Here is a 22,182-nt window from a genome sequence, read left to right on the forward strand (position 1 = left end):
AAAGGATTGTCAGACAGACGAAGACTTTAGAATCAATTTCAGACTGTTTACAATATTCGAAACGAAATATCTACAAAACTTTACAAAAAGTTCTTACAATAGAGGGTGTTACTTTAATCTGAAAGGTGGAGAAATGGTGGGAATACAGAATAGACGGTTTTCAGTTCTCCGTATTCTGCTTACCTCAGCGATGATACTTAGCTTACTCTTTCCAAACACCCAGACCCATGCGGAAGAACATCCCCTTGTCAATCTCAGCATATTGGGCACGACGGATATTCACGCACATATGATGAATTATGATTACTATGCCGACAAAGAGACGGCGGAATTCGGGCTGTCCCGGACGGCGCAGCTCATCGAAAAATACCGCAGCCGAAATCCTAACACGCTTCTCGTCGACAACGGCGACCTGATTCAAGGAAACCCTCTTGGAGAATATGTCTTCAAACATGAACGCGAACCGATCATCTCCGGCTCGAAAACACACCCGATCATTGATGTCATGAACAAGCTGAAATATGACGCAGGCACGCTCGGAAACCACGAATTCAACTACGGGCTTGAATTTTTGGACGGGACACTCAAAGGTGCACAATTTCCCATCGTCAACGCCAATATCAAAACGATGGACGGGCAAAACAAATATAAGCCGTACACAATCGAAGAGAGGACATTCACCGACGAAAGCGGGCAAAAGCAGCAGCTGAAAGTCGGCTACACAGGATTTGTCCCGCCGCAGATTTTAACATGGGACAAAAAGCACCTGGACGGCAAAATCAAGGTGCAGGACATTGCCGAATCAGCAAAAGAAACGATTCCGAAAATGAAAGCGGAAGGCGCCGACGTGATCATCGCGATCGCTCACACCGGCATCGAAACTGAAGAACAGCCGGCAGGAGCGGAAAATGCCGTGCTTGACCTTGCTTTGAAAGCTGACGGGATCGACGCGATCATCTCAGGCCACCAGCACGGCCTGTTCCCCGGCCCCGATTATGCCGGAAATGCGAAAATTGATATTCAAAAAGGCACAATTAACGGGATTCCGGTCGTGATGCCGAAAAACTGGGGGAGCCATTTAGGCATTATCGATATGCAGCTTGAAAAAATCGGCGGAAAATGGACGGTCAAGGATGCAAGCGCGAAAACGGAAGCCGTCTCCGGAAACGTAGCCTCGCAAAACGAAACGGTGGTGTCAGCCATTCAGGATACCCATGAGAAAACGCTGGACTACGTCCGCAAACCCGTCGGCAAAACGGAAACGGATATTAACAGCTTTTTCTCCCAAGTAAAGGACGATCCGTCCATCCAGATCGTCACTGATGCGCAAAAGTGGTATGCCGAGGACGTCATGAAAGATACGGAATACAAGGACCTGCCGATCTTGTCGGCCGGCGCTCCGTTTAAAGCGGGAGGCCGCAACGGCGCTGATTACTTTACGAACATAAAAGCCGGCGATCTCGCCATTAAAAACATCGGCGACCTGTACTTGTACGACAATACGCTGTATATCGTCAAACTGACCGGAAAAGAGGTCAAAGACTGGATCGAGATGTCCGCGGGGCAATTCAACCAAATCGATCCATCTAAAACGGGAGAACAGTCGCTCCTTAATCCGGACTTCAGATCATACAATTTCGATGTGATCGACGGTGTGACGTATCAGATCGATGTCACACAGCCGGCGAAATACAGCACTACAGGCGGACTGAAACATCCCGAGGCCAGCCGCGTCAAAAACCTCGCCTATAACGGAAAGCCCGTCAAGGACGATCAGGAATTTCTCGTTGTCACCAACAACTACCGCGCTTCCGGCGGAGGCGGATTCCCTCACTTGACACAGGACAAAGTCGTGTACGCAGCTGCTGACGAAAACCGGCAGGTGCTGATGAATTACATTATAGAAAAAGGAACGATCAATCCGGCCGCGGACAACAACTGGTCGATCGCGCCGATTAAAGGAGCAAACGTGACGTTTGAATCTTCCCTTCTTGCGAAGCCTTTTGCCGAGAAAGCAAAAGACATCGATTTCGTCAGAGAATCCGAAAACAGCGGATACGGCGTATACAAGCTGAATTTTGACGCAGATGGATCAGAGCCGCCGAAAGATGATGAAAACTGGACGTTAACGGTGATGCATACGAATGATACACACGCACACCTCGACAATGCGGCAAGACGCGCAGCAAAGGTAAAAGAAGTCCGCTCGCAAACACAAAACAATATTCTGCTTGATGCCGGCGATGTGTTTTCCGGAGATCTTTATTTTACAAAATGGAACGGCCTCGCCGATCTGAAGCTGATGAACATGATGGGCTATGACGCGATGACGTTCGGCAACCATGAATTTGACAAAGGACCGGGCGTGCTGGCCGATTTTCTCGGCGGAAACGGCGCCGCAGTTGATCCGGGGAACAAACATAAATTCGAGGCGCCTGCATTTCCGATCGTCAGTTCTAATGTCGATGTGTCAAAAGAGCCGAAGCTGAACCGATTCGCGCAAAAACCGGCGGTCTTAAAGGCCGGCGAACCTAAAAAAACGGGAATCTATCCGTACATTCTCCTTGATGTGAACGGCGAAAAGGTAGCCGTTTTCGGACTGACGACTGAGGATACGTCATATACGTCAAGTCCCGGGGCAAACATCGCCTTCAATGACGCGTATCAAACCGCAGAAAAAACCGTCAAGGACATCAAGGAGAAAGAAAAGGTCAACAAAATCATCGCCCTCACCCATATCGGCTATAGCCGCGACTTGGAGCTGGCGAAAAAAGTGCAGGGAATCGATTTGATCATCGGCGGACACACGCATACGCTCGTCGACCGGTTGGAAGTCGTTCCGAATCAGGAGCCGACAATCGTCGCCCAGGCAAAAGACTACGGACAGTTTTTAGGGAGAGTCGATGTCGCCTTTGATGAAAACGGAATCGTTCAAACGGGCAAATCGGGCTCCAGGTTGATCGCAATCGATGAAAATACGGCCGAGGATAAAGATGCCAAAGGTATACTTGACGGTTTTAAAAATGAACTTGAAGACTTAAAAACCGAAGTCGTCGGCATTGCCGATGTTCCCCTGGACGGAACCCGCGAGCATGTCAGGTCAAAGGAAACCAACCTCGGGAACTTCATTGCAGACGGTATGCTTAGAAAGGCCAAACAAGCAGGCGGCGCTGACATTGCGATCACAAACGGCGGCGGAATCAGAAGCGGAATCGACAAAGGCCCCGTCACTCTCGGCGAGGTTCTTACCGTGATGCCGTTCGGAAATACGCTTTATGCCGCCGATTTGACCGGAGCACAGATCAAAGAAGCGCTTGAGCACGGCGTCAGCCAGGTGGAAGAAGGCGGCGGCGCGTTTCCTCATGTGGCCGGTTTAACGTATACTTTTACATTGAATAAACCGAAAGGGGAACGAATTTTAGACGTGAACCTTGCCGATGAAAAAGGCAAGTCCCGGCCGCTTAACCTAAAGAAAACGTACCGTGTCGCCACAAACAACTTTATGGGCGGAGGCGGTGACGGCTACTCTGTCTTTAAACAGGCGAAAAATGGAGTGGATCTCGGATTTACCGACTATGAGATTTTTACGGAACAGCTTAAATTATCCGCTTCGGTCTCACCGAGCATCGAAGACAGAATCACGGAGGTTTTCCTGCCGGATAAGCAGGCAACCGGCATATGGACGCTGAAGGAAAAGCCGTTTCAAACATACGCGCAAAACGCCAACAAGGCGATCGTCTATTTCCCTGATACAGAGCAGGAAGACATTAAGCTGAACATGGCAAAAGCGCAAACCAATCTCATTAAAGAAAGAACGAACGATCCAAACATTACGCTGAAAAACGATAAAATCGCCATGGCGCTTCCGGCCGCAAATCTGAAAAAGGAAGAGACGGAGATCGGCATCAAAATCGGGAAGGACATCAAACAGGCGGTTACGAAAGTGTACGATTTCAGTATCCGCCAAAAAGGAAAAGCCGTCAGCTCATTCAAAAAGCCGGTCGGACTGTTTTTCCAAGTCGATAAGCCTGACAAACAAGCAGGCGTCTATCACGTCGACCGGAAGCATAACCGCTTCACAAAAGTGAAAAACGGCTACACGAAAGACCAAACCGTCGCCGGATATGTGAATCATTTCAGCGAATATACCGTCTTAAACGCACGCAATGCCGGGACGCCTTCAGCTCCGCCCGCAAGCGGAGACGATCCCGCCGGCGGGAGCTCCGGAAACGGCACAGACGGTGTAAACGGCGGACAAGACCCGGCTGATCAGGCAAACGGATCATTGCCTGATACGGCCTCTACTATCTACAATTGGCTCATGTTCGGCCTTTTGCTGCTCGTATCCGGAAGCGGTCTCTACCTTTACCACCGGAAAAAAATCAATCAAATGTAAATATAAAAAAGCCGGTTCTGCGGTGATATGCTCCCCTAAAGGTAGACAGATGAAATAAAAAAATCTGTTTGCCTTGGGGGAGTTTTTTCATGGCTGGAAAATGGTTTTCAAAAGAAGAAAAATTGAATATTCTATCAGAATGTGATCAGGGCAATAATTCGGTGAAGGAGATCGCAGAAAAATATGGCATTCATGCCGAAACGATTCGTGAATGGAGAACATCGCATGATATGGCGGGTGTGGAGAGTTTGGAACGTTCAAAGCGCCATAAGTTCTATCCCGCAGAATTAAAATACAATGCCGTGAAAGACTTCTTATCCGGACGCTACTCTCAAAGAGAAATCTCGAGAAAATATAAGATTTCCAGTAAATCCGTACTCATGAAGTGGGTTGAGCTTTATAATGGTCATAAAACGTTAAAAGACAGCGGGAGAGGAAGGAATCGTTTGATGACCAAACGGAAGAACGTTTCATTGGAAGAACGGATTGAGATTGCGAAGGATTGTCTAGCTCATGGAAAGGACTACGCCAGATCAATGGAGATTCATCAAGTCTCCTACCAACAGGTGTATCAATGGGTGAAAAAGTATCAAGAAGGCGGAGAAGAGGCCTTAAAAGACAACCGAGGGAAACGCAAAACCGAAGAAGAACTGACACCTGAAGAAAAAATTCAACGGGAAAACAAACGGCTGGAACAGGAAAATGAGCGTTTGCGCGCAGAGAATGCGTTCTTAAAAAAGTTGGAAGAGATCAAAAGGAGGCGGTTCTAAGTCAGGTTCGGTACGAAGATCGATATCTCGCCATTTTAGAGCTGAATCGAAAAGAAGGCTTTTCTGTCCAAATGTTATGTGAGATTGCCGAAGTTTCGCGCCAGGGGTATTACAAATGGAGGAGCCGAGTACCTTCAGCGAGAGAAAAACAGAATGAAAAGATTATCGCCAAAATGGCGCTACTTCACGAACAAATTGGCGGTATCTACGGATACCGCAGAATGACCTTAAACATGAACCGCCGCTTTAAAGAGCGCCTCAATCATAAGCGCATCTATCGGCTGATGAAAATTGCCAAGCTGGAGTGTGTCATTCGGCGGAAGAAAAAACGTTACGGCAAAGCGACGCCTCAACATGTGTCCGAAAATATCCTGAATCGAGAGTTTAAAGCGGACAAACCAAATCAAAAATGGGTGACTGATGTGACAGAGCTAAAATACGGCCATCGGAAAGCGTACCTCAGTGCCATTTTAGATCTTCATGAGGGAATGGTCGTGTCTTATGTGCTGGGGAAATCCAATAATAACGCCCTTGTGTTTAAAACCTTGAACCAAGCGCTTGAGGCAGCCCCAAACGCACGTCCTCTCCTTCACAGCGACAGAGGTTTTCAATACACGTCCCACCAGTTTAGAAGGATGATTGAAAACGCAAATATGACACAGAGTATGTCCCGCGTCGGCCGCTGTATTGATAACGGCCCCATTGAGTCGTTTTGGGGGAAATTAAAATGCGAGAAATACAGACGGAATTCGTACGAGACATTTGAGGCACTTCAAAGCGCAATTGATGAATATATCCACTTTTACAACCACGATCGTCTACAAGAAAAACTAAACGGCCTCAGCCCAGTGGAATACAGGGCTAAAGCCGTCTAGTGTGTTTTAGTTATTTCCACTGTCTACTTGACAGGGTGCAGATCACGGAGAACCGGCTTTTTTTTAGTTGACCCATTTCACGACTTGATCAAGCTCCTGCCTTGTTTTCGGACGAGGCTCTTTAACGCGGTATCCGAACGCGGCCATTACCGAAATGTCAAACCGCCCTTCCTCAAGCAGGCCTTCTTTTTCAAGGATGTCATGAACCTTGTCATAATTGAAGCCTTCAATCGGGCAGGAATCGATGCCGATCAAAGCGGCTGCCGTCATCATATTGGCAAGCGCGATGTACGTTTGTTTGGAGACCCAGTCAAACATCGCCCTGTCGCTTTCGAACAAGTGAAAATCGCCGTCCTGGAAGCTCTTGATCACGCCGTCTTCTTTTACCATGTTTTCGATGATGTCATCCGGCATTTTCTTCACATGCTTTAATTGATGTGCGATATAGTCGGAGTCATATCTCATTTCCTTAGCCGTGCGGCCGAGCAGCAGCACGAAATGGCTGGCGGTCGGGAGCTGTCCCTGTGCCCCCCATGAGACTTGACGGAGCTTTTCGCGCAGCTCTTTGTTTTGAACGACGACAAATTTCCACGGCTCCAGTCCTACTGAGCTTGGCGACAGTCGGCCGGCCTCCAGAATAAGCTGAAAATCTTCATCTGAAATCTTTTTATCCGGGTCGAATTCTTTTGTGGCATGTCTGAATCGAAATGCTTCAAGAATCTCCTGTTTCTTTGATTGATCTGCCATGATTTGCTTCTCTCCTTTACTAAAAAGTGTATTCCTTTCTCAATTACATTCTAATTATTATAATAAAAGATAAAAAGTACGCACATTTTTGTTGGATAGTATCATTTTTTATACTAAGGAGAGATGAAGATGGAAGACTGCAAAGGACCGGCCGGATATTCATGCCCGGTTGAAGCGACGATTGACATTATCGGCGGCAAATGGAAAAGCGTGATCCTGTTTCATTTAATAGACGGGAAAAAGCGCTTTAACGAGCTGCGCCGCTTAATCCCTAAAGTAACGCAAAGAATGCTGACCCTGCAGCTTCGCGAGCTGGAGCGCGACGGCATCGTTCACCGCGAAATTTATAAGCAGGTTCCCCCAAAAGTCGAATACCGTTTAACTGAATTCGGCCAGACGTTAATTCCGATCATCAACCAAATGATGAACTGGGGAGTGTCGCATGCCGATAAAATCGAAGAAGCGCGCAAACAATCGGCGGCTGCCGAGTAACTATTTGACCGGTTCAACCTGCAGCAAAAAGTCTTGAACCTTCCGGATATAAACTTCGGGGTTTTGGCGAAATCCGCCGACGTGTCCCGCTCCCTCGATCAAATACAGCTTCTTGATTCCCGTTTTCCGCTCGTACAGGCTTTCGGCCATTTGCGGCGGAACGAGCTGATCATTTTTGCCGTGGATAATGAACAGCGGCGTATCCGTCTGTTCAAGATCGCGGACCGGGGAAATGTCGGCAAGGCTCCAGCCGTGACGCCGTTTAATCAGCATGCTCGTCAGCGGAATGAGAAACGGCACAACCAGCTTGACGGCCCCTTTCAGCTGGTAGCGGCAAAGCTCTGTTAAATCGCTGAAACACGAATCCGCGATGCAAAATCGAATCCTCTCATCCTGTTTCATCAGTTCAACGGCGGCCGCCGCTCCGAGCGATTCGCCGAGCACGCCGACAAAGACGCCTTTCCCAAGCTTGTTTTCAAGTTCATCTATCCACATCGCCAAATCGTTCTTTTCATAGTATCCGTAGGAAACATGCGAACCGCCGCTTAATCCGTGGCATCTGCTGTCGCAAAGCAGCACATGATAGCCGAGCGACTGGAACAGCTCAACATATTTATAGCCACCAAACAGCGACCATTTAATGCCATGGGCGATGATCACGGCTTTCCGGCTGTCCGGAGCCGGGAAATACATCGCATGAAGCCGGCAGCCGTCCTCAGCAGTCAAAAAAAGCTCCTCTTTGTCATGCGATCGATACACATCGGCAATAATCTCCCCATTCCTGACACCGCTGAAAAACGTTTCTTCATAGCTGCTCCTGTTTGGCATCACAAACAAATAGCTGACAATGAGACTGACGGCAAAAATGCTGATCCCCAGCCCCAAGACGATCAACGATACTCCGATCCACACGGTCCTCACCCTTTAAGCACTGTTTTACCACATTGTATTCTGAATTGATCTGGGCGTGAGCGAGAAGAATTTTACATTTGTCCAATTCCGGTATATAATACCTTTGGTACCGAAATGTTTTCTTAGGTACCAGAAAGGAGCAAACAGAAATGAAAGAACGAATGCTGAAGGAAACGATTCATCTCATTCGGCAAAAAGGATTTACCTTTACGATGAACGATTTAGCAAAACAGCTGGCCGTCAGCAAACGCACGATTTATGAATGCTTCGCATCAAAAGACGACCTTGTAGCCGAAGTCATCGATCATGTCGTCTCACAGATTAAAGAAAAAGAGCAAGCCATCGCAGCTAATGAACAGCTTGGCACGATAGAAAAAATTGAACAAATTTTGATTGCCGTTCCAGCCGATTTTGAATTCATGGATATTCGCCTATTGGCGGAATTGAAAAAATATCACTATGACCAATGGCTGAAGCTCGATTCGTTCTTAAAAGACGATTGGGCCGTTGTAGAAGATCTGTTCAACCAGGGAATGGCGCAAGGAATCATCAAAGAGATCGATTTGCCGTTATTCATTCACATGTATACAGGGAGCCTGAATCAGATTTATGATCCCGCTTCTTCTTTGAAAAACCGCTTTACGATGGGAGAGATGCTGAAGTCCGCCGTCGATATTTTGATACACGGGATCAGCACAAAACAAGATTAGAGGAGGAATCGATGTGCACTGGCTTTATTTATGTTTAGCGGTCGTGTTTGAAACGGCGGGAACGGTCAGCATGAAGCTGTCGAACGGCTTTTCAAAGGTTGTTCCGAGCGTTCTACTGCTTGCGTTTTACGGTGCGAGCCTGGCGTTTTTGACGCTCACCCTGAAAACGATGGACGTTTCCGTTGCTTATGCCGTTTGGTCCGGGGTCGGAATCGTCTTGATTTCGCTGATCGGTTTTCTTTTTTTGGGTGAAAGCGTCAGTATCGTGAAAGCCGTTTCTATCATTCTGATTATCACCGGAGTCGTCGCATTGAATATAACAGAGCACCGGTCAATCAATTGAACCAGGAGGAAACCGTGAAATATTTGAAACCGTTTTTGCTTGTTACAGATATCGGCTTTATTTTATATTGGTTCGTTACGTTTTTTCACCTCATTCCGGAAAGCGCGGCATTTAAGAATTATGACGATCCGGTCGTCATCGCTTGGAACTGGTCGTTTTTGCCGCTGGATCTTTTGATTTCGATCAGCGGTCTCGCCAGCTTATATTTGCATAAAAAAAAGCGGCCGTTATGGAAAAGCGCCGCCCTGGTATCCCTTGTTCTAACGTTCTGTTCCGGCCTGCAAGCGATCGCCTTTTGGCTGTTCAGCGGGGATTTCGATCCGTTCTGGTGGTCGTTCAACCTGTTTCTCATGATATATCCGTTATATTTCATCCGCTTTCTGCTGACGGATGACACGGCTGTGAAAGACCGTTTCCGAGCTGAACGACTTTAGCGTTTCCTGAGCTGTCTGTTAAAATTCCCCTCGTATCAAAGATGACTTTTGCGTGTTGTAAGAGGAGTTCTTTCGGCAGTTCGGCGTGGTCCGTCAAAATGACGATACAGTCGTACTCCTTCAGCGTTTCGGAATTAATCGGTTGACTGAAAAACGCCTTTCCGCCGATTCGAAGCTCTGGAAAATGCGGATCGTGATAGGAAACCTCCGCCCCCATCCCGACGAGCTTCTCGATGATGTCGAGCGATTTTGATTCGCGCACGTCCGCGACATTTCGTTTATATGTGACGCCGTAGATGAGAATGTTCGCTTCTGTTGTGTTTTCTTTTTGCGCCAATTGCAGCGATCGTTCGGCAATATAGCGGACGATCCTGTCGTTCATCTCTTCCGAAAGTCGAATGAAGTCGCTTGAGATGCCTCTTTTTTCGATGATAAATTGCAAATATAAAGGATCGACCGGAATGCAGTGGCCGCCGATTCCCGGACCCGGATAAAACGCAGCAAATCCGTACGGCTTCGTGCTCGCCGCCCTGATGACTTCCCATACGTCAACACCTAGCTTGTCGCAGATCATCGCAAATTCGTTAATAAATGAAATATTGATGAACCGGTACGTGTTTTCGAGCAGCTTTGTCAGCTCGGCCGTTTCAGGAGATGTGACCGGAACGACTTCCTGATAGATGCTGCTGTATAACTGATAGACTTGATCCCGGCAGGCGTCCGACGCTCCCCCGACAACTTTCGGAACGACTTCGATCGGAAACTTATTGCCGGGATCGACGCGTTCCGGTGAATAGGCAAGATAAAAATCCTTCCCGCACGCCAGGCCGCTTTTTTCCAAAATCGGTTTGACGAGATCTTTCGTCGTACCCGGGTATGTCGAACTTTCCAAGACAACAAGCTGGCCTTTTTGCAGGTGCTCCCTGATCGATTCCGCCGCTTTTGTCACGTAGTCCAGGTTCGGAGCCGATTCATCGTCCAAAGGCGTCGGCACGCATATAATCACCGCCTCGGCTTTTTTGATCAGCCCGTAGTCAGCGGCAGGCCGAAAAAAGCCGCTCGTAATGGCGCTCTTGATCGTTTCTCCTTTTATATCAGAAATATAGCTGTTCCCGGCTTTCAAAGATTTGATTTTCGTTTCGTCCAAATCGATGCCAATGACAGAAAACCCTTTTGATATCAGCAGCATAGACAAGGGCAGACCGACAAACCCCAGGCCTATGACAGCTATCGTCCGGTGTTGCTGTTCTTGATTATTCATGTATTTAATCGCCCCTTCATACATTCCTTTAATAAAATATGTTTTATCTCTTTTTTTGAAAGGGACGGTTTACCGATTTGCGACACCTATTTCTTTCTCATGTCAGCCGTTTGAAATGATGGAAGGGGGAGATGCACCACTTCCTTTGTCAGTGCGGATTGATAGATTCCGAATATCGTGTCCAGCGCTTTTTTTCCTTCGCTGCCGTCAATCAAGAGCGGTTCGTCCGCTCGGATGGAACGGATGAAGTTGTCGTACATCGCCTCCTGTTCACCCCGGAGATCAATCAGCTTTTCCGCTTCTTCCCTGTCCGTCTCTTCCCCTGCAATATACCAGCGGCTGATCCGGTTTAATGACGGGCCTTCCAACGAAATCGAACCCTTTTCCCCGAAAATGGACAGCGAGCTTCCCAGATTGTTCGGCTGTGTGATGATGTTGGCTTCTATGACGCCTTTTGCCTGATTGGCAAACGTCAGGATGCCGAGTGCTACGTCTTCCGTTTCTTTCCCTGGCGAAGCAGTCAGGATATCGCCGTATGTGCTTGTCACGTCTCCTAAAAACCATTGCAGAAGGTCGACCAGATGGATCCCCTGATTGATGAGCATCCCCCCGTCTTTTTCCCAATTCCCGCGCCATGAAGCCGCTGCGTAGTAAGCCGGAGACCGGTTGAGCCGAAGCGCCGCAGTACCTAAGTACAGCTTCCCTAATTTTCCCTCTTCGATCGTTTCTTTAATTTTTTTCATGATCGGCCGATGACGCATTTGATGGCAGACCATGAGCTTACGTTTTTTCTCTTTCGCCAGCCGGATGAGCTCATCGGCCTTCTCGAGCGACAGTGTCATCGGTTTTTCGAGAATGACATGCTTTTCGGCTAGCAGGGACCGTTTCGCCATTTCTGCATGAAGACCCGAAACAGCCGCAACGATTACCGCATCGATCGACGGATCTGCCAGCATGTCGGGATATTCCCGATAGCGGGCGACCTCAGGCTTTAAGCTTCTCAATGACTGATAGTAGTCAGCTGCTTCGTCCATACGCTCTTCGGTTACATCGCTGACCGCTGCAAGCTCTGCTTCAGGGCGCCCGCTTAAGGTGAACAGGTGTTTTTTTGATATATAACCGCAGCCGATCAGTCCAAATCGAACCGTCACGTCTTCCCTCCTCCTTTTGCAAGCAGCACGGAGATGACCTGATCCTGTTCATCGCTTGTAAGGAAAGGGTCCATCGGAATCGCAAAAAGCGTGTCAGACAATGATTCGGCCACCGGGAAATCTCCTTTTTTGTATTGCAATGAAGAGTAGACGTCCTGAAGATGAAGACAGCACGGATAGTATATGCCTGAGTGGATTTGCCGGTTTTCAAGCGCCTGCATGATCTCTTCACGGTTTTCTGCTCCGATGCAGAAGAGGTGGTAGATGTGGGAGCAGTCTTCTTTTTCTGTCGGCAGCGTCAGGTTTGATGCCTCTTTCAATGCCTCACGGTACTTGCCGGCGACCTTTCTTCTTTGTTCATTCCAGCCGTCGATTTTTTCAAGCAGAATGAGCAAGGCGGCCGCGTGCAGTTCATCAAGCCGGCTGTTAAAACCGATTTTGTCGTGAAAGTATTTTTTGCTTGTACCATGCGTTCTGAGCGTCCTTACACGTTCGGCCGCTTCAGGATCAGACATCGTTACCATTCCCCCGTCGCCCAGCGTGCCTAAATTTTTCGTCGGAAAAAATGAGAAGCAGGCCGCATCCCCGAGGCTGCCTGCGGGACGGCCTTTGTATTCCGCGCCGAATGCCTGGCAGGCGTCTTCAATCACAATCAGCCCGTGCTTTTTGGCGATCGCATTGATCTCGTCCATATCAGCCGGCTGGCCAAAAATATGAACGGGAATGATCGCTTTTGTAGCCGGTGTGATGTTTTCTTCTATTTTTGCCGGATCAAGATTGTATGTGCCGCGGTCGACGTCTGCAAACACGGGGGTCGCCCCGACCCTTGAGACGGCTTCTGCGGTAGCGAAAAAGGTGAACGGCGTTGTGATCACTTCATCCCCTTTTCCGATGCCAAACGCTTTCAGCGTCAGCACTAAAGCATCCGTTCCGTTGGCCACCGCCACGGCATCCCGCACGCCGAGCTTTTCGGCCGTTTTATTCTCCAGCTCTTTGACTTTCGGCCCCAATATATACTGCCCGCTGTCCAATACCTGCTCAAACTCTATCAACATATCTTGTTTTACCGTTTGAAACTGCCGTTTCAAATTGATTAACGGGATCATCCCGATTCCTCCTTCAAGAGAAAGTTCCCAATAATTTATGTGTGACGTTCCGAACTTGTCACGGCTGTAGCGGCGAAAAACCTATATCAGCAACATGAAGAAAAACATAATCTATCAAGAAGGTGAAAATTTGAAGTTAAAGAGGGATGCAAATGAGGGATGTCGGAATTGTCATGCCCGTGTATAAACAGAATCATGACTATTTGAAACTTGCGCTGAAATCGGTGCTTGAGCAAAGCTTTACAAACTATTATTTTGCCGTCGTATCTGACGGAGCACCGAGTGATCATATCGAGATCATCAAACGCGAAACCGAAGGAGACGAGAGGGTTCATCTGATTGAAAAGGAGAAAAATGAAGGGATCGCAAAAGCTTTAAATACGGGTTTCAACTATTTGCAGAAGTTTGAATCGATTCGTTACTTAACATGGGTGTCCAGCGATAATGTGTATGATCCCGAATTTATCGAAAAGCATCGGAACGCGCTTGAAAACGCGCCGGAAAACGTCGGCTTATCCTACAGCAATTTTTACCATATCGACCACAAAGGCACCGTCCTAAGAGAGCAATTTTCCAATTATCAGGGGCAGCCGAAGGAAACGCTTCTCGATATTTGCTTTATCGGCGCCTCTTTTATGTATAAGTCAAAAGCGGCGGCAAAGACGGGCGGATATCAGCTGTGGCCTGTCGAAGATTATGAGTATTGGCTGCGGCTGACCGAACATTGCGATATTGTGTACATTCCGGAGGTGTTAGCGGCGTACCGGGTCGATTCCCCATTGAGCGTATCGGCGCAGCTGAGGCACTCAAAGGAGCAGCATCGCAGATTTCGCCATGCGCTAAACCTCGCAAAGCTCGAAGCCAGAAAGCGGCGGAACATTCCGTGTGAGCTGACGGTCATCTATCCGGTTTCTGACGGATCTCTGCAAACGGTCGATCAACTGGAGCGGCTCCTTGAACAGACGTTCAGCAATTATCAGATTACGGCGCTTGACACAACGCCTGATCAATCGGCGTCCGAAGCGCTCAAAGCAATTGAAGATCCGCGGCTGACCTTTCTCCATCTGCCGGGTGCCTCTGAAGACACCGCTATTTTAACCGGAATCCAAAATGCCGATGCACCGCTCGCCATGCTTTACGGAAAAGGCGCTTTTCCTTCGAATCACGTGATGCTGAATCGTTTGTTTCATTATTATCTCCAATACAAAGCAAGGGGCGCCGAAGCAAAGCATATCGTCTTTTTTGTCAATGACAACGGGCACATCAGCCATCGCGCCGTCATCCCGGAAAACGAACCGGCATTCAGCCAGATATACCATACGGAAACGCTTGCCGACATTTTAAAGAAATGACAAATATCCCTCTGGATTCAGAGGGATATTGACTTTCACCCTTTTTTGAGTTTTTTTATCATGCGTAAGAATTCTTCTGCGTACTTGTCCGGAGAAAAATTCGTTTCAATGTGTTTGACGGCATTTTGTCTGATTACTTCTCTTAAAGCTAGATTATCCATCAATTCTTTCCCTTCTTTGACTGCTTCTTCAATGCTGCCTGACCGATAGAATTTCCCCGTCACGTTGTGGTCGATGAAATTGCGCACGCCGTCCGAGTTTGAAGACAGGACGGGGCACCTGCAAACCATAGCTTCAAGAACCGCATACCCGAACCCTTCCACTTTTGATGTAGAGCACAAAAAGCCGCCGGAATCGCCGATGATGGAGAGGTATTCCGCCATTTTACGATGGGGTTGATTGGCGAAAATCTCCACATTCCGGCTGATTTTCAGTTCTTTGAGTTTTTGTTCAAAGGCGTTTCTCTCCGTTGCTCTCGACAAGGTACTGTCTTCGAACATCCATAGCTTGACTTCAGGATTTTCCTTGATAAATTCCGCTCCGATCAACAAAAACTCCCGCCAGTTTTTATTGTCTTCAAGCCTCCCAACCCAGCCGATCACCGGATTTTTTTCTAAAGGATAGACTTGATAGTGAAATTCTTTCGTATGAAAACAATTTTGCAAACAGAACTTTTTCTTAGCAGGAAAATACGTGTTGATCGCTTTGACGAGATGCGGCGTCGGCGGGTGCAGCACGGCATCACAATCCTTCTGAACCACCGAATAAGCGAAATGTTTAATATATTGGTCAATGTATTCCTTGTTGATTCCCGCCCCTTGAATTTCATAAATCAGAATCCCTTGATATCCGAGATTGCGCAGCCTTTTCGCCAACCGAACATCCGAGCTGACGACGATCGCGTCATATTTACCCTCATAAATGATCTGTTTGATTTCTTCGTCACTGTCCGTGACAAAGATTGACGTATCGAGCTCATTTTGCAGACCGATCCCGTCTGCTGTGTATAAAAAATGGCAGTTAACCTTATGCTTAGCCAGTCCGTAGCAGCGCTGCCTGTTTAGCGTTTCAATCCCTCCGCTCGGTACGATGTACGCAAATAAGATGTTGATCGGCGTCTCTGACATCTGCCATTTCGCTTTCGCAATCGTTCCGTGAAGATGATTGACCGAATCTCTGACCGTGTCCCCAGCTCCTTCGTCTAATTTCCAATACCTGAAAAGGCCTGATTCATCTCCGCGAAGTTCCTGATTGATGTGCCGTTTGAGCTCCGATTGTGTTTTTGCTGCCTTCCACACTCTTATTTCTTTCAGGCCTCCCTCATAAAAGCCGCCCGTCTTCATTCCCCCGAACACGCCTGACGGAACCGCCGCATCGCTTCTGCTGACCGTCCCCTTTGCGGCAAACGCTCCATTGATGTAAATGGACGGGACTTTATCATCATATACAACGGCGATGTGCGTCCAATCATAGAGCGACGCGGCACAATGCAAAACAGCTGCCAGGTCGTCCGCTGTATGCTCATATATGACAACGCCGTCCGTTCCAACGGCCACACCCACACCGGCCCGCGAATCATCGCCGTCCCCATAGGCTCCGGAAATCGGCGTAACGGCGAACCGGAAGTCGTGTAAAGTCTCGGCCTCAGGCTTTGCCCAAAACTCGATCGTGAACGTATTTTCCAATGCCGTCAATAACGGCTCATCCGTTATCATCCTGGTGCAGCCGTCAAATGAAAGGTAAGTTTCGCGCAGCATAGATCCCTCCTTCGTTATTCAGCTTGATTTGGAATAATTTATGATCTCGCACTGCAAATTGCCACCCGCCGCCTAAAAGAAAGCCTACTTTTCAAAAGTAAGCTTTTCCCCGATTATTTTTTTATGCCTAATTTTCCTTCAAGCAACTGCTTATTATGAAGGACGGACTTATCCTCCGGACGATATTTTCTGGCCTCTTCATTGTGTTCATACGATTTCCCAAAATCTCCCAAATTATAATAACACACACACATTTGCAGATGCGGATACCATGTGTAATACGCCGGATAGCTGAAGCTCCATTTATTTGAGTCTGGAACCTGCTTTGTCGCCTGATCATACCAATAAATCGCCGCCTGATATTCCCGCCTGCGCTGAAAGTTGTAACCGATTCTGCTGCATGTCTCCGCGCGCGGCGTTTTCGAAAATTCAAACGACTGGAACAGCGATCTGAGCTCATTTTCCATATCCCCGAGATAGCGGTAGCAGTCCGCTTTATTGATGCAGGCGTATACTTTGTCCTCAATCCATCCTTCTTTCATTTCAATATTTTTGTTATAGCTTTCGATCGCCTTCTCATAATGCCCGTTCTCTCTCAGTTCGTTTCCGTAGTAAAAATGGTCTCTCGGAGAAAACGCATCGCCGCGGTCAATTTTCTTTTGATAAATATTGAGATTCCGTCCGACGGAATGGCGGATTTTTTTATGCGTCACCGAAATATCGGCATTGATGATATTGCCGTAAACCTCCAGATACTGGTGGCAGTCGCCTCTCCATTTAAAATTTTTCTCGCGTTTGACCAGGCGGTTGCGCCGGTATCGTAACGTGACGTTTCCGAATTCATCCGTTCCGGCGTCATAATACATCGAGACCGAATCAACGGACGGATCGAGCGTCTCTTTTAATTCTTTTAATTTCTTGCGGTCTTTCTCAAGCAGGACATCATCTGCATCAAGATATAGAATGTAATCTTTCGTGGCATGCTTAAACGATTCATTCCTTGCGGCTGCAAAATCGCCGATCCACTCAAAGAAAAAGACGCGGTCTGTGTATTGTTTCGCAATCTCCACCGTTTTATCGGTCGATCCCGTATCGACGATATTGATTTCGTCTACGATGTCTTTTACGGTATCAAGACATCTTGCCAATACTTCTTCTTCATTTTTAACAATCATACAAAGGCTGATTGTGATCAAACCGTTCACTTCCTTCATCTTTATTTTCACTTCAATAGATTATGAGAGCATTATGCTTCTTGTTTGTGTCCTTATCATGAATCAATGGATCACCCGGAAACTTCTTTCTATTTGTGAATATAGATATTACTAGTGAAATTCAACGTCTAACAGGAGGATTTTGATGACCCAAAACAATGAATTAGAACTGCTGCTGTGTTCACTCGATCTCGCTGCTACGGACAACGGCATCATTAAAATGATAGATGAAAACAGATGGGACGAAGCTGAACGGCTGATTGAGGAGAAAATGAAAACCGATCCATTCGAGATTTCCTCGCTGGTCAGTTTAGGTTTTATCAATGAGAAAAAGCGCCGCCTTCAAGAAGCCTGTGAATGGTATGATGATGCCGCTCTTTTTATGGATAAAGTACAGAAAGAAAAACTGTTTCGCGAGAAAATCGAACTTTTTCGAAGCGTCGAAAGCCTTCGGCCGAAAATCGTCTTTTTTGTCAAACCCGGTTTAGATACGTTTATACACTCTGTAGCCGAACATCTCCCAAAATCATACAGAGCACTGAAACTGATCATCACAGATCTCAGACAAATCGACAACGGGATGAAGTGGGCGGACATTTGCTGGTTTGAATGGTGCGACAACCTAACCATTTACGGAAGCAAACTGCCTCTCGCTCACGAAAAAACCTTAATTTGCAGGCTTCACAGCTATGAGGCTTTTACATCGTATCCTTATCAGGTTCGCTGGGATGTTATTGACCAGGTCATTTTTGATGGTAAGCATATGGAGGAGTACATCGTCAAGCATGTGAAAAGCCTGGATAAAACGAAGACCGTGACGATTCCAAACGGAGTTGATTTAGAGCGGTATACGTTTAGAGAGCGCGAAAAAGGATTTCATATCGCTTATGTCGGATATATCAATTACAAGAAAGGCCCGATGCTTTTATTGCACGCGTTTAAGGCCATCCACGACAAAGACCCGAGATATAAGCTATTTATCGCAGGCCAGTACCAGGACATCCGCTATCAATTATACTTTCAGCAAATGATTGAAGAACTTGGTCTAGCAGGCAGTGTTCAAATCGACGGCTGGCAAAGTGATGTTAATCAATACTTGGAGGATAAGCACTACCTGATTTCGACAAGCCTTTTAGAAAGCCAGCAAATGTCGGTAATGGAAGCGATGGCAAAAGGGCTGAAGCCGCTCGTTCACAATTTTTACGGCGCCAAAACCATTTATGATGGATCCTATGTATGGAATACGATTGATGAACTCGTCGAAATGATCACTGAAGACGACTATTCATCAAACCAATACCGCGCCTTTATCGAAGAACACTATTCATTAGAAAAACAAATGAAAACAATCGAAGAAACCGTCTCCCGATTTGCAAAACCCGCAAAAACAAAAACCCGGACCGTCTTTTTTGATCCTCCCAAAATCACGGTCGGCATCGTGAATTATAACTACGCCCGCTTTTTGGACCAATGCCTTCAATCCGTGATCAATCAAACGCACCCGAACATCGAAATCATCATCGTAGATGACTGTTCTACAGACGATTCCCTTGACATTATCAGTGCATATCAAGACAAATACCCCCATATCAAAGCGATATGCCATCGCGAAAATTCCGGCATGGCGGATACGGCATTTGCAGAAATTTTTGAAGAAGCTTCTGGAGAATATGTTATGCCTATCAGCGCGGATGACTATTTGGCGCATGAAGAGGTGCTCGCTGATTTTATCACATATTTTCTTGAACAAGAGGATTTGGATTATGTGTACGGCGACTTTTTGCTGGTCGATAAAAACGGAAATCGAATCGGGAGCTGGATCTATAAGCCTTATACAGATAATGAAACCGTCCGCAGGACCTTTGAAAGAAGCGGTTCCGGCGTGTATCCAATGGTCGGGCTATACAAACTGTCTTTTTACCGGGATCATAACCATTCCTGGGTGGTCGATTCCAAAAATCCATATGCCGGCGACGCGCTCAACAGCATTGTAAACATCAAACGCGGCTGGAAACGCCGATACGTTCACAAACCTGCCTATTGCTACCGCAGGCACCAGGATAATTTCACCTACAATGTCGCTAAAAGAATTCCGTCTATTATTTATGTAATGGAATATATCATCAACCATTTCAGCGAAGAAATCTATTTGCCGAACATCAAATGGAATGAGCTTGAGCCGACCGAGCGAGCCGCGATGAAGTACTATACGCTTGGAAAAGTCTATGCAAACACAGCAATTGATTACCAAAGCAATAACTTTACACAGCATCTCGATCAGGAAGAGAGGAAGATGTGCGTCATGCCGCTGATTGAAAAAATGGAGCACTACTTTGATTTGAGTTTAAGCTCCGGAGGTGAAACATATAAACAAAACATTGATAAACTAAAAATAGAGATCAAACATTTACTTACAATTTGATTGATCCATATAAAAAAGAAGGACTGCCTTAGCTTATCGGCAGTCCTTTTTCTTTCAGTACATAAAAAGAGGCGTATGAAAACCGCAGCTTTCATACACCCCTTAAAACTTTCCCCGATTCCAAATAGACAAACCAGTTAGAAAACAAGCTATATAGCAACTAAATTGTTGTTATGGGCCGGTTGGTCCCGTCGGGCCTGTCGCTCCCGTTGCTCCTGTCGGACCTGTCGCTCCCGTTGCTCCTGTCGGACCTGTCGCTCCTGTCGGACCGGTTGCTCCTGTTGATCCTGTCGCTCCTGTCGGACCTGTCGCTCCCGTTGCTCCGGTGGCTCCTGTTACTCCTGTCGGACCGGTTGCTCCTGTTGGACCTGTCGCTCCCGTTGCTCCTGTCGGACCTGTCGCTCCTGTCGCTCCCGTTGCTCCGGTTGGGCCTGACGCTCCTGTCGGACCGGTTGCTCCTGTTGGGCCGGTTGCTCCGGTTGCTCCGGTTGCTCCTGTCGGACCTGTCGCTCCCGTTGCTCCGGTGGCTCCTGTCGGACCGGTTGCTCCTGTCGGACCTGTCGCTCCCGTTGCTCCGGTTGGGCCTGTCGCTCCTGTCGGACCGGTTGCTCCTGTTGGACCTGTCGCTCCTGTCGGACCGGTTGCTCCTGTTGGACCTGTCGCTCCTGTCGGACCTGTCGCTCCCGTTGCTCCGGTTGCTCCTGTCGGACCTGTCGCTCCCGTTGCTCCTGTCGGACCTGTCGCTCCCGTTGCTCCTGTCGCTCCTGTCGGACCTGTCGCTCCTGTCGCTCCCGTTGCTCCTGTTGGGCCTGTCGCTCCTGTCGGACCGGTTGCTCCTGTTGGGCCGGTTGCTCCGGTTGCTCCGGTGGCTCCTGTCGGACCTGTCGCTCCCGTTGCTCCGGTGGCTCCTGTCGGACCGGTTGCTCCTGTCGGACCTGTCGCTCCCGTTGCTCCTGTTGGGCCTGTCGCTCCTGTCGGACCGGTTGCTCCTGTTGGACCTGTCGCTCCTGTCGGACCGGTTGCTCCTGTCGCTCCTGTCGGACCGGTTGCTCCTGTCGCTCCTGTCGGACCGGTTGCTCCTGTCGCTCCTGTCGGACCGGTTGCTCCTGTCGCTCCTGTTGGGCCGGTTGCTCCTGTTGGACCTGTCGCTCCTGTTGGACCTGTCGCTCCTGTCGGACCGGTTGCTCCTGTCGGACCGGTTGCTCCTGTTGGGCCTGTCGCTCCTGTCGCTCCTGTCGGACCGGTTGCTCCTGTTGGGCCTGTCGCTCCCGTTGCTCCTGTTGGGCCTGTCGCTCCCGTTGCTCCTGTTGGGCCTGTCGCTCCCGTTGCTCCTGTTGGGCCTGTCGCTCCTGTTGGACCTGTCGCTCCCGTTGCTCCTGTTGGGCCTGTCGCTCCCGTTGCTCCTGTTGGGCCTGTCGCTCCTGTTGGACCTGTCGCTCCCGTTGCTCCTGTTGGACCTGTCGCTCCTGTCGGACCGGTTGCTCCTGTTGGGCCTGTCGCTCCTGTCGGACCGGTTGCTCCTGTTGGACCTGTCGCTCCTGTCGGACCGGTTGCTCCTGTTGGACCTGTCGCTCCTGTCGGACCGGTTGCTCCCGTTGCTCCTGTCGCTCCCGTTGCTCCTGTCGCTCCCGTTGCTCCTGTTGGGCCTGTTGGGCCTGTTGGGCCTGTCGCTCCTGTCGGACCGGTTGGGCCGGTTGCTCCTGTTGGACCTGTTGGACCTGTTGGACCTGCCGCTCCATCAGTCTGTAAAAGTGCTACATCGTCTACTATGACATTGGCAGTTCCAAATTGCGGAAGCGTATTAATTAAAATAAACGCCATGGTAGATCCCGAAGGAGCAGGATCTGTCGTTTGGTAGATTTCAATCCATGTGTTATTTTCAACAACCGGTAATCTATTAAATGGAATATTAACAAATAGCCCCTGTCCAAGGAAGTTAAATGAACTATCAAAAAAAGAAACCTGTATTTGCACTTGAGGAGATGGTAAAAATCCTGATTTGGCCAAAGATACTAGAAACTCTAACCCCTCTCCAGGATTAACTGGGACAAATTGCGCTATAAACGAAACCACATTTCCTCCCAGCAATGTTGTCGACCAAAAACCTGAATGAGAAAATTGAGTTGTGACCGTTGCATTTTGGCCAATCCAAGGCGGGAGTGTCCCTGTCTCGAACCCCCCATTAACAACTACATTTTGAATCGACATATAGGATTTTACCTCCTTTTCTTAGATTTGCT

At 48.2% G+C, this 22,182-nt stretch carries 16 protein-coding genes; 8 read left to right on the forward strand and 8 right to left on the reverse strand.

The annotated features are described in order from the left end of the window. Positions 1 to 133 precede the first annotated feature (133 nt). Together MHB78_RS19450 and MHB78_RS19455 are read left to right on the forward strand one after the other, a co-directional pair. The gene (locus MHB78_RS19450; protein ID WP_046131030.1) at positions 134 to 4,396 is read left to right on the forward strand and encodes a bifunctional 2',3'-cyclic-nucleotide 2'-phosphodiesterase/3'-nucleotidase; all 4,263 of its coding nucleotides are present in this window, start codon (positions 134 to 136) and stop codon (positions 4,394 to 4,396) included. Positions 4,397 to 4,485: 89 nt separating this feature from the next. After that, positions 4,486 to 6,041 (forward strand): IS3 family transposase gene (locus MHB78_RS19455; RefSeq protein ID WP_231947364.1). Its coding sequence is split into 2 segments (ribosomal slippage): positions 4,486 to 5,143 and positions 5,143 to 6,041, totalling 1,557 coding nucleotides; the frame shifts between segments, so codons are not numbered across the junction. 63 nt (positions 6,042 to 6,104) lie between these two features. On the opposite strand, the gene MHB78_RS19460 is transcribed toward MHB78_RS19455, so the two are convergent. Continuing rightward, complete coding sequence (locus MHB78_RS19460; protein ID WP_046133037.1) at positions 6,105 to 6,788, reverse strand: NAD(P)H-dependent oxidoreductase; 684 nt, start codon at positions 6,786 to 6,788, stop codon at positions 6,105 to 6,107. Positions 6,789 to 6,917: 129 nt separating this feature from the next. Here MHB78_RS19460 and MHB78_RS19465 point away from each other — a divergent pair, with 129 nt between their 5' ends. Beyond that, on the forward strand, positions 6,918 to 7,280 hold the full coding sequence (locus tag MHB78_RS19465; RefSeq protein WP_231947429.1) for a helix-turn-helix domain-containing protein: 363 nt from the start codon (positions 6,918 to 6,920) through the stop codon (positions 7,278 to 7,280). Here the strand turns inward: MHB78_RS19465 and MHB78_RS19470 are convergent, their stop codons facing one another. Beyond that, on the reverse strand, positions 7,281 to 8,192 hold the full coding sequence (locus MHB78_RS19470) for an alpha/beta hydrolase (RefSeq protein ID WP_046133039.1): 912 nt from the start codon (positions 8,190 to 8,192) through the stop codon (positions 7,281 to 7,283). It abuts the gene before it with no gap. A gap of 149 nt (positions 8,193 to 8,341) precedes the next feature. Between MHB78_RS19470 and MHB78_RS19475 the strand changes: the two genes are divergently transcribed. Genes MHB78_RS19475 through MHB78_RS19485 form a run of 3 tightly spaced genes read left to right on the forward strand, consistent with a single transcriptional unit; the run spans position 8,342 to position 9,679 of the window. Beyond that, a complete protein-coding gene (locus tag MHB78_RS19475; RefSeq protein ID WP_046133040.1) occupies positions 8,342 to 8,902 on the forward strand; it encodes a TetR/AcrR family transcriptional regulator in 561 nt (186 codons plus the stop codon). A gap of 13 nt (positions 8,903 to 8,915) precedes the next feature. Then, on the forward strand, positions 8,916 to 9,245 hold the full coding sequence (locus MHB78_RS19480) for a multidrug efflux SMR transporter (RefSeq protein WP_046133041.1): 330 nt from the start codon (positions 8,916 to 8,918) through the stop codon (positions 9,243 to 9,245). Between the two features lie 14 nt (positions 9,246 to 9,259). Then, positions 9,260 to 9,679, forward strand: coding sequence for a YvaD family protein (locus MHB78_RS19485; RefSeq protein ID WP_046133042.1), 420 nt, complete (start codon positions 9,260 to 9,262; stop codon positions 9,677 to 9,679). On the opposite strand, the gene MHB78_RS19490 is transcribed toward MHB78_RS19485, so the two are convergent. From MHB78_RS19490 to MHB78_RS19500, 3 genes are all read right to left on the reverse strand, one after another. Continuing rightward, positions 9,615 to 10,940 carry a nucleotide sugar dehydrogenase gene (locus tag MHB78_RS19490; protein WP_046133047.1) on the reverse strand — a complete coding sequence of 442 codons (1,326 nt, stop codon included), beginning with the start codon at positions 10,938 to 10,940 and terminating at the stop codon, positions 9,615 to 9,617. The genes MHB78_RS19485 and MHB78_RS19490 overlap by 65 nt on opposite strands. Before the next feature lie 86 nt (positions 10,941 to 11,026). Next, a complete protein-coding gene (locus tag MHB78_RS19495; protein ID WP_046133043.1) occupies positions 11,027 to 12,091 on the reverse strand; it encodes a Gfo/Idh/MocA family oxidoreductase in 1,065 nt (354 codons plus the stop codon). Then, a complete protein-coding gene (locus tag MHB78_RS19500) occupies positions 12,088 to 13,197 on the reverse strand; it encodes a DegT/DnrJ/EryC1/StrS family aminotransferase (protein WP_046133044.1) in 1,110 nt (369 codons plus the stop codon). Before MHB78_RS19500 ends, MHB78_RS19495 begins: the two co-directional genes overlap by 4 nt. 152 nt (positions 13,198 to 13,349) lie before the next feature. Between MHB78_RS19500 and MHB78_RS19505 the strand changes: the two genes are divergently transcribed. Next, positions 13,350 to 14,549, forward strand: coding sequence for a glycosyltransferase family A protein (locus MHB78_RS19505; protein WP_046133045.1), 1,200 nt, complete (start codon positions 13,350 to 13,352; stop codon positions 14,547 to 14,549). A gap of 35 nt (positions 14,550 to 14,584) precedes the next feature. On the opposite strand, the gene MHB78_RS19510 is transcribed toward MHB78_RS19505, so the two are convergent. Together MHB78_RS19510 and MHB78_RS19515 are read right to left on the reverse strand one after the other, a co-directional pair. Next, positions 14,585 to 16,306, reverse strand: a complete 1,722-nt coding sequence (locus MHB78_RS19510; RefSeq protein ID WP_082094187.1) for a glycosyltransferase — start codon at positions 16,304 to 16,306, stop codon at positions 14,585 to 14,587. Positions 16,307 to 16,419: 113 nt separating this feature from the next. Then, complete coding sequence (locus tag MHB78_RS19515) at positions 16,420 to 17,502, reverse strand: glycosyltransferase (RefSeq protein ID WP_046133049.1); 1,083 nt, start codon at positions 17,500 to 17,502, stop codon at positions 16,420 to 16,422. Between the two features lie 163 nt (positions 17,503 to 17,665). Between MHB78_RS19515 and MHB78_RS19520 the strand changes: the two genes are divergently transcribed. Continuing rightward, positions 17,666 to 19,942 (forward strand): glycosyltransferase, encoded by a 2,277-nt coding sequence (locus tag MHB78_RS19520; RefSeq protein WP_046133046.1) that lies wholly within the window; start codon positions 17,666 to 17,668, stop codon positions 19,940 to 19,942. A 171-nt stretch (positions 19,943 to 20,113) separates the two neighbouring features. Here the strand turns inward: MHB78_RS19520 and MHB78_RS19525 are convergent, their stop codons facing one another. Further along, positions 20,114 to 22,150 (reverse strand): NTTRR-F1 domain, encoded by a 2,037-nt coding sequence (locus tag MHB78_RS19525; RefSeq protein ID WP_340033079.1) that lies wholly within the window; start codon positions 22,148 to 22,150, stop codon positions 20,114 to 20,116. Positions 22,151 to 22,182: the final 32 nt, after the last annotated feature.

The sequence above is a fragment of the Bacillus sp. FSL K6-0138 genome (assembly GCF_037982765.1).
GTDB lineage: Bacteria > Bacillota > Bacilli > Bacillales > Bacillaceae > Bacillus > Bacillus glycinifermentans.

Excerpts from the sequence above, each read along its gene's own strand:
- MHB78_RS19450 (WP_046131030.1), top strand. The coding sequence starts at position 134 with ATGGTGGGAATACAGAATAGACGGTTTTCAGTTCTCCGTATTCTGCTT.
- MHB78_RS19460 (WP_046133037.1), bottom strand. The coding sequence starts at position 6,788 with ATGGCAGATCAATCAAAGAAACAGGAGATTCTTGAAGCATTTCGATTC.
- MHB78_RS19465 (WP_231947429.1), top strand. The coding sequence starts at position 6,918 with ATGGAAGACTGCAAAGGACCGGCCGGATATTCATGCCCGGTTGAAGCG.
- MHB78_RS19475 (WP_046133040.1), top strand. The coding sequence starts at position 8,342 with ATGAAAGAACGAATGCTGAAGGAAACGATTCATCTCATTCGGCAAAAA.
- MHB78_RS19490 (WP_046133047.1), bottom strand. The coding sequence starts at position 10,940 with ATGAATAATCAAGAACAGCAACACCGGACGATAGCTGTCATAGGCCTG.
- MHB78_RS19500 (WP_046133044.1), bottom strand. The coding sequence starts at position 13,197 with ATGATCCCGTTAATCAATTTGAAACGGCAGTTTCAAACGGTAAAACAA.
- MHB78_RS19505 (WP_046133045.1), top strand. The coding sequence starts at position 13,350 with ATGAGGGATGTCGGAATTGTCATGCCCGTGTATAAACAGAATCATGAC.
- MHB78_RS19510 (WP_082094187.1), bottom strand. The coding sequence starts at position 16,306 with ATGCTGCGCGAAACTTACCTTTCATTTGACGGCTGCACCAGGATGATA.
- MHB78_RS19520 (WP_046133046.1), top strand. The coding sequence starts at position 17,666 with ATGACCCAAAACAATGAATTAGAACTGCTGCTGTGTTCACTCGATCTC.
- MHB78_RS19525 (WP_340033079.1), bottom strand. The coding sequence starts at position 22,150 with ATGTCGATTCAAAATGTAGTTGTTAATGGGGGGTTCGAGACAGGGACA.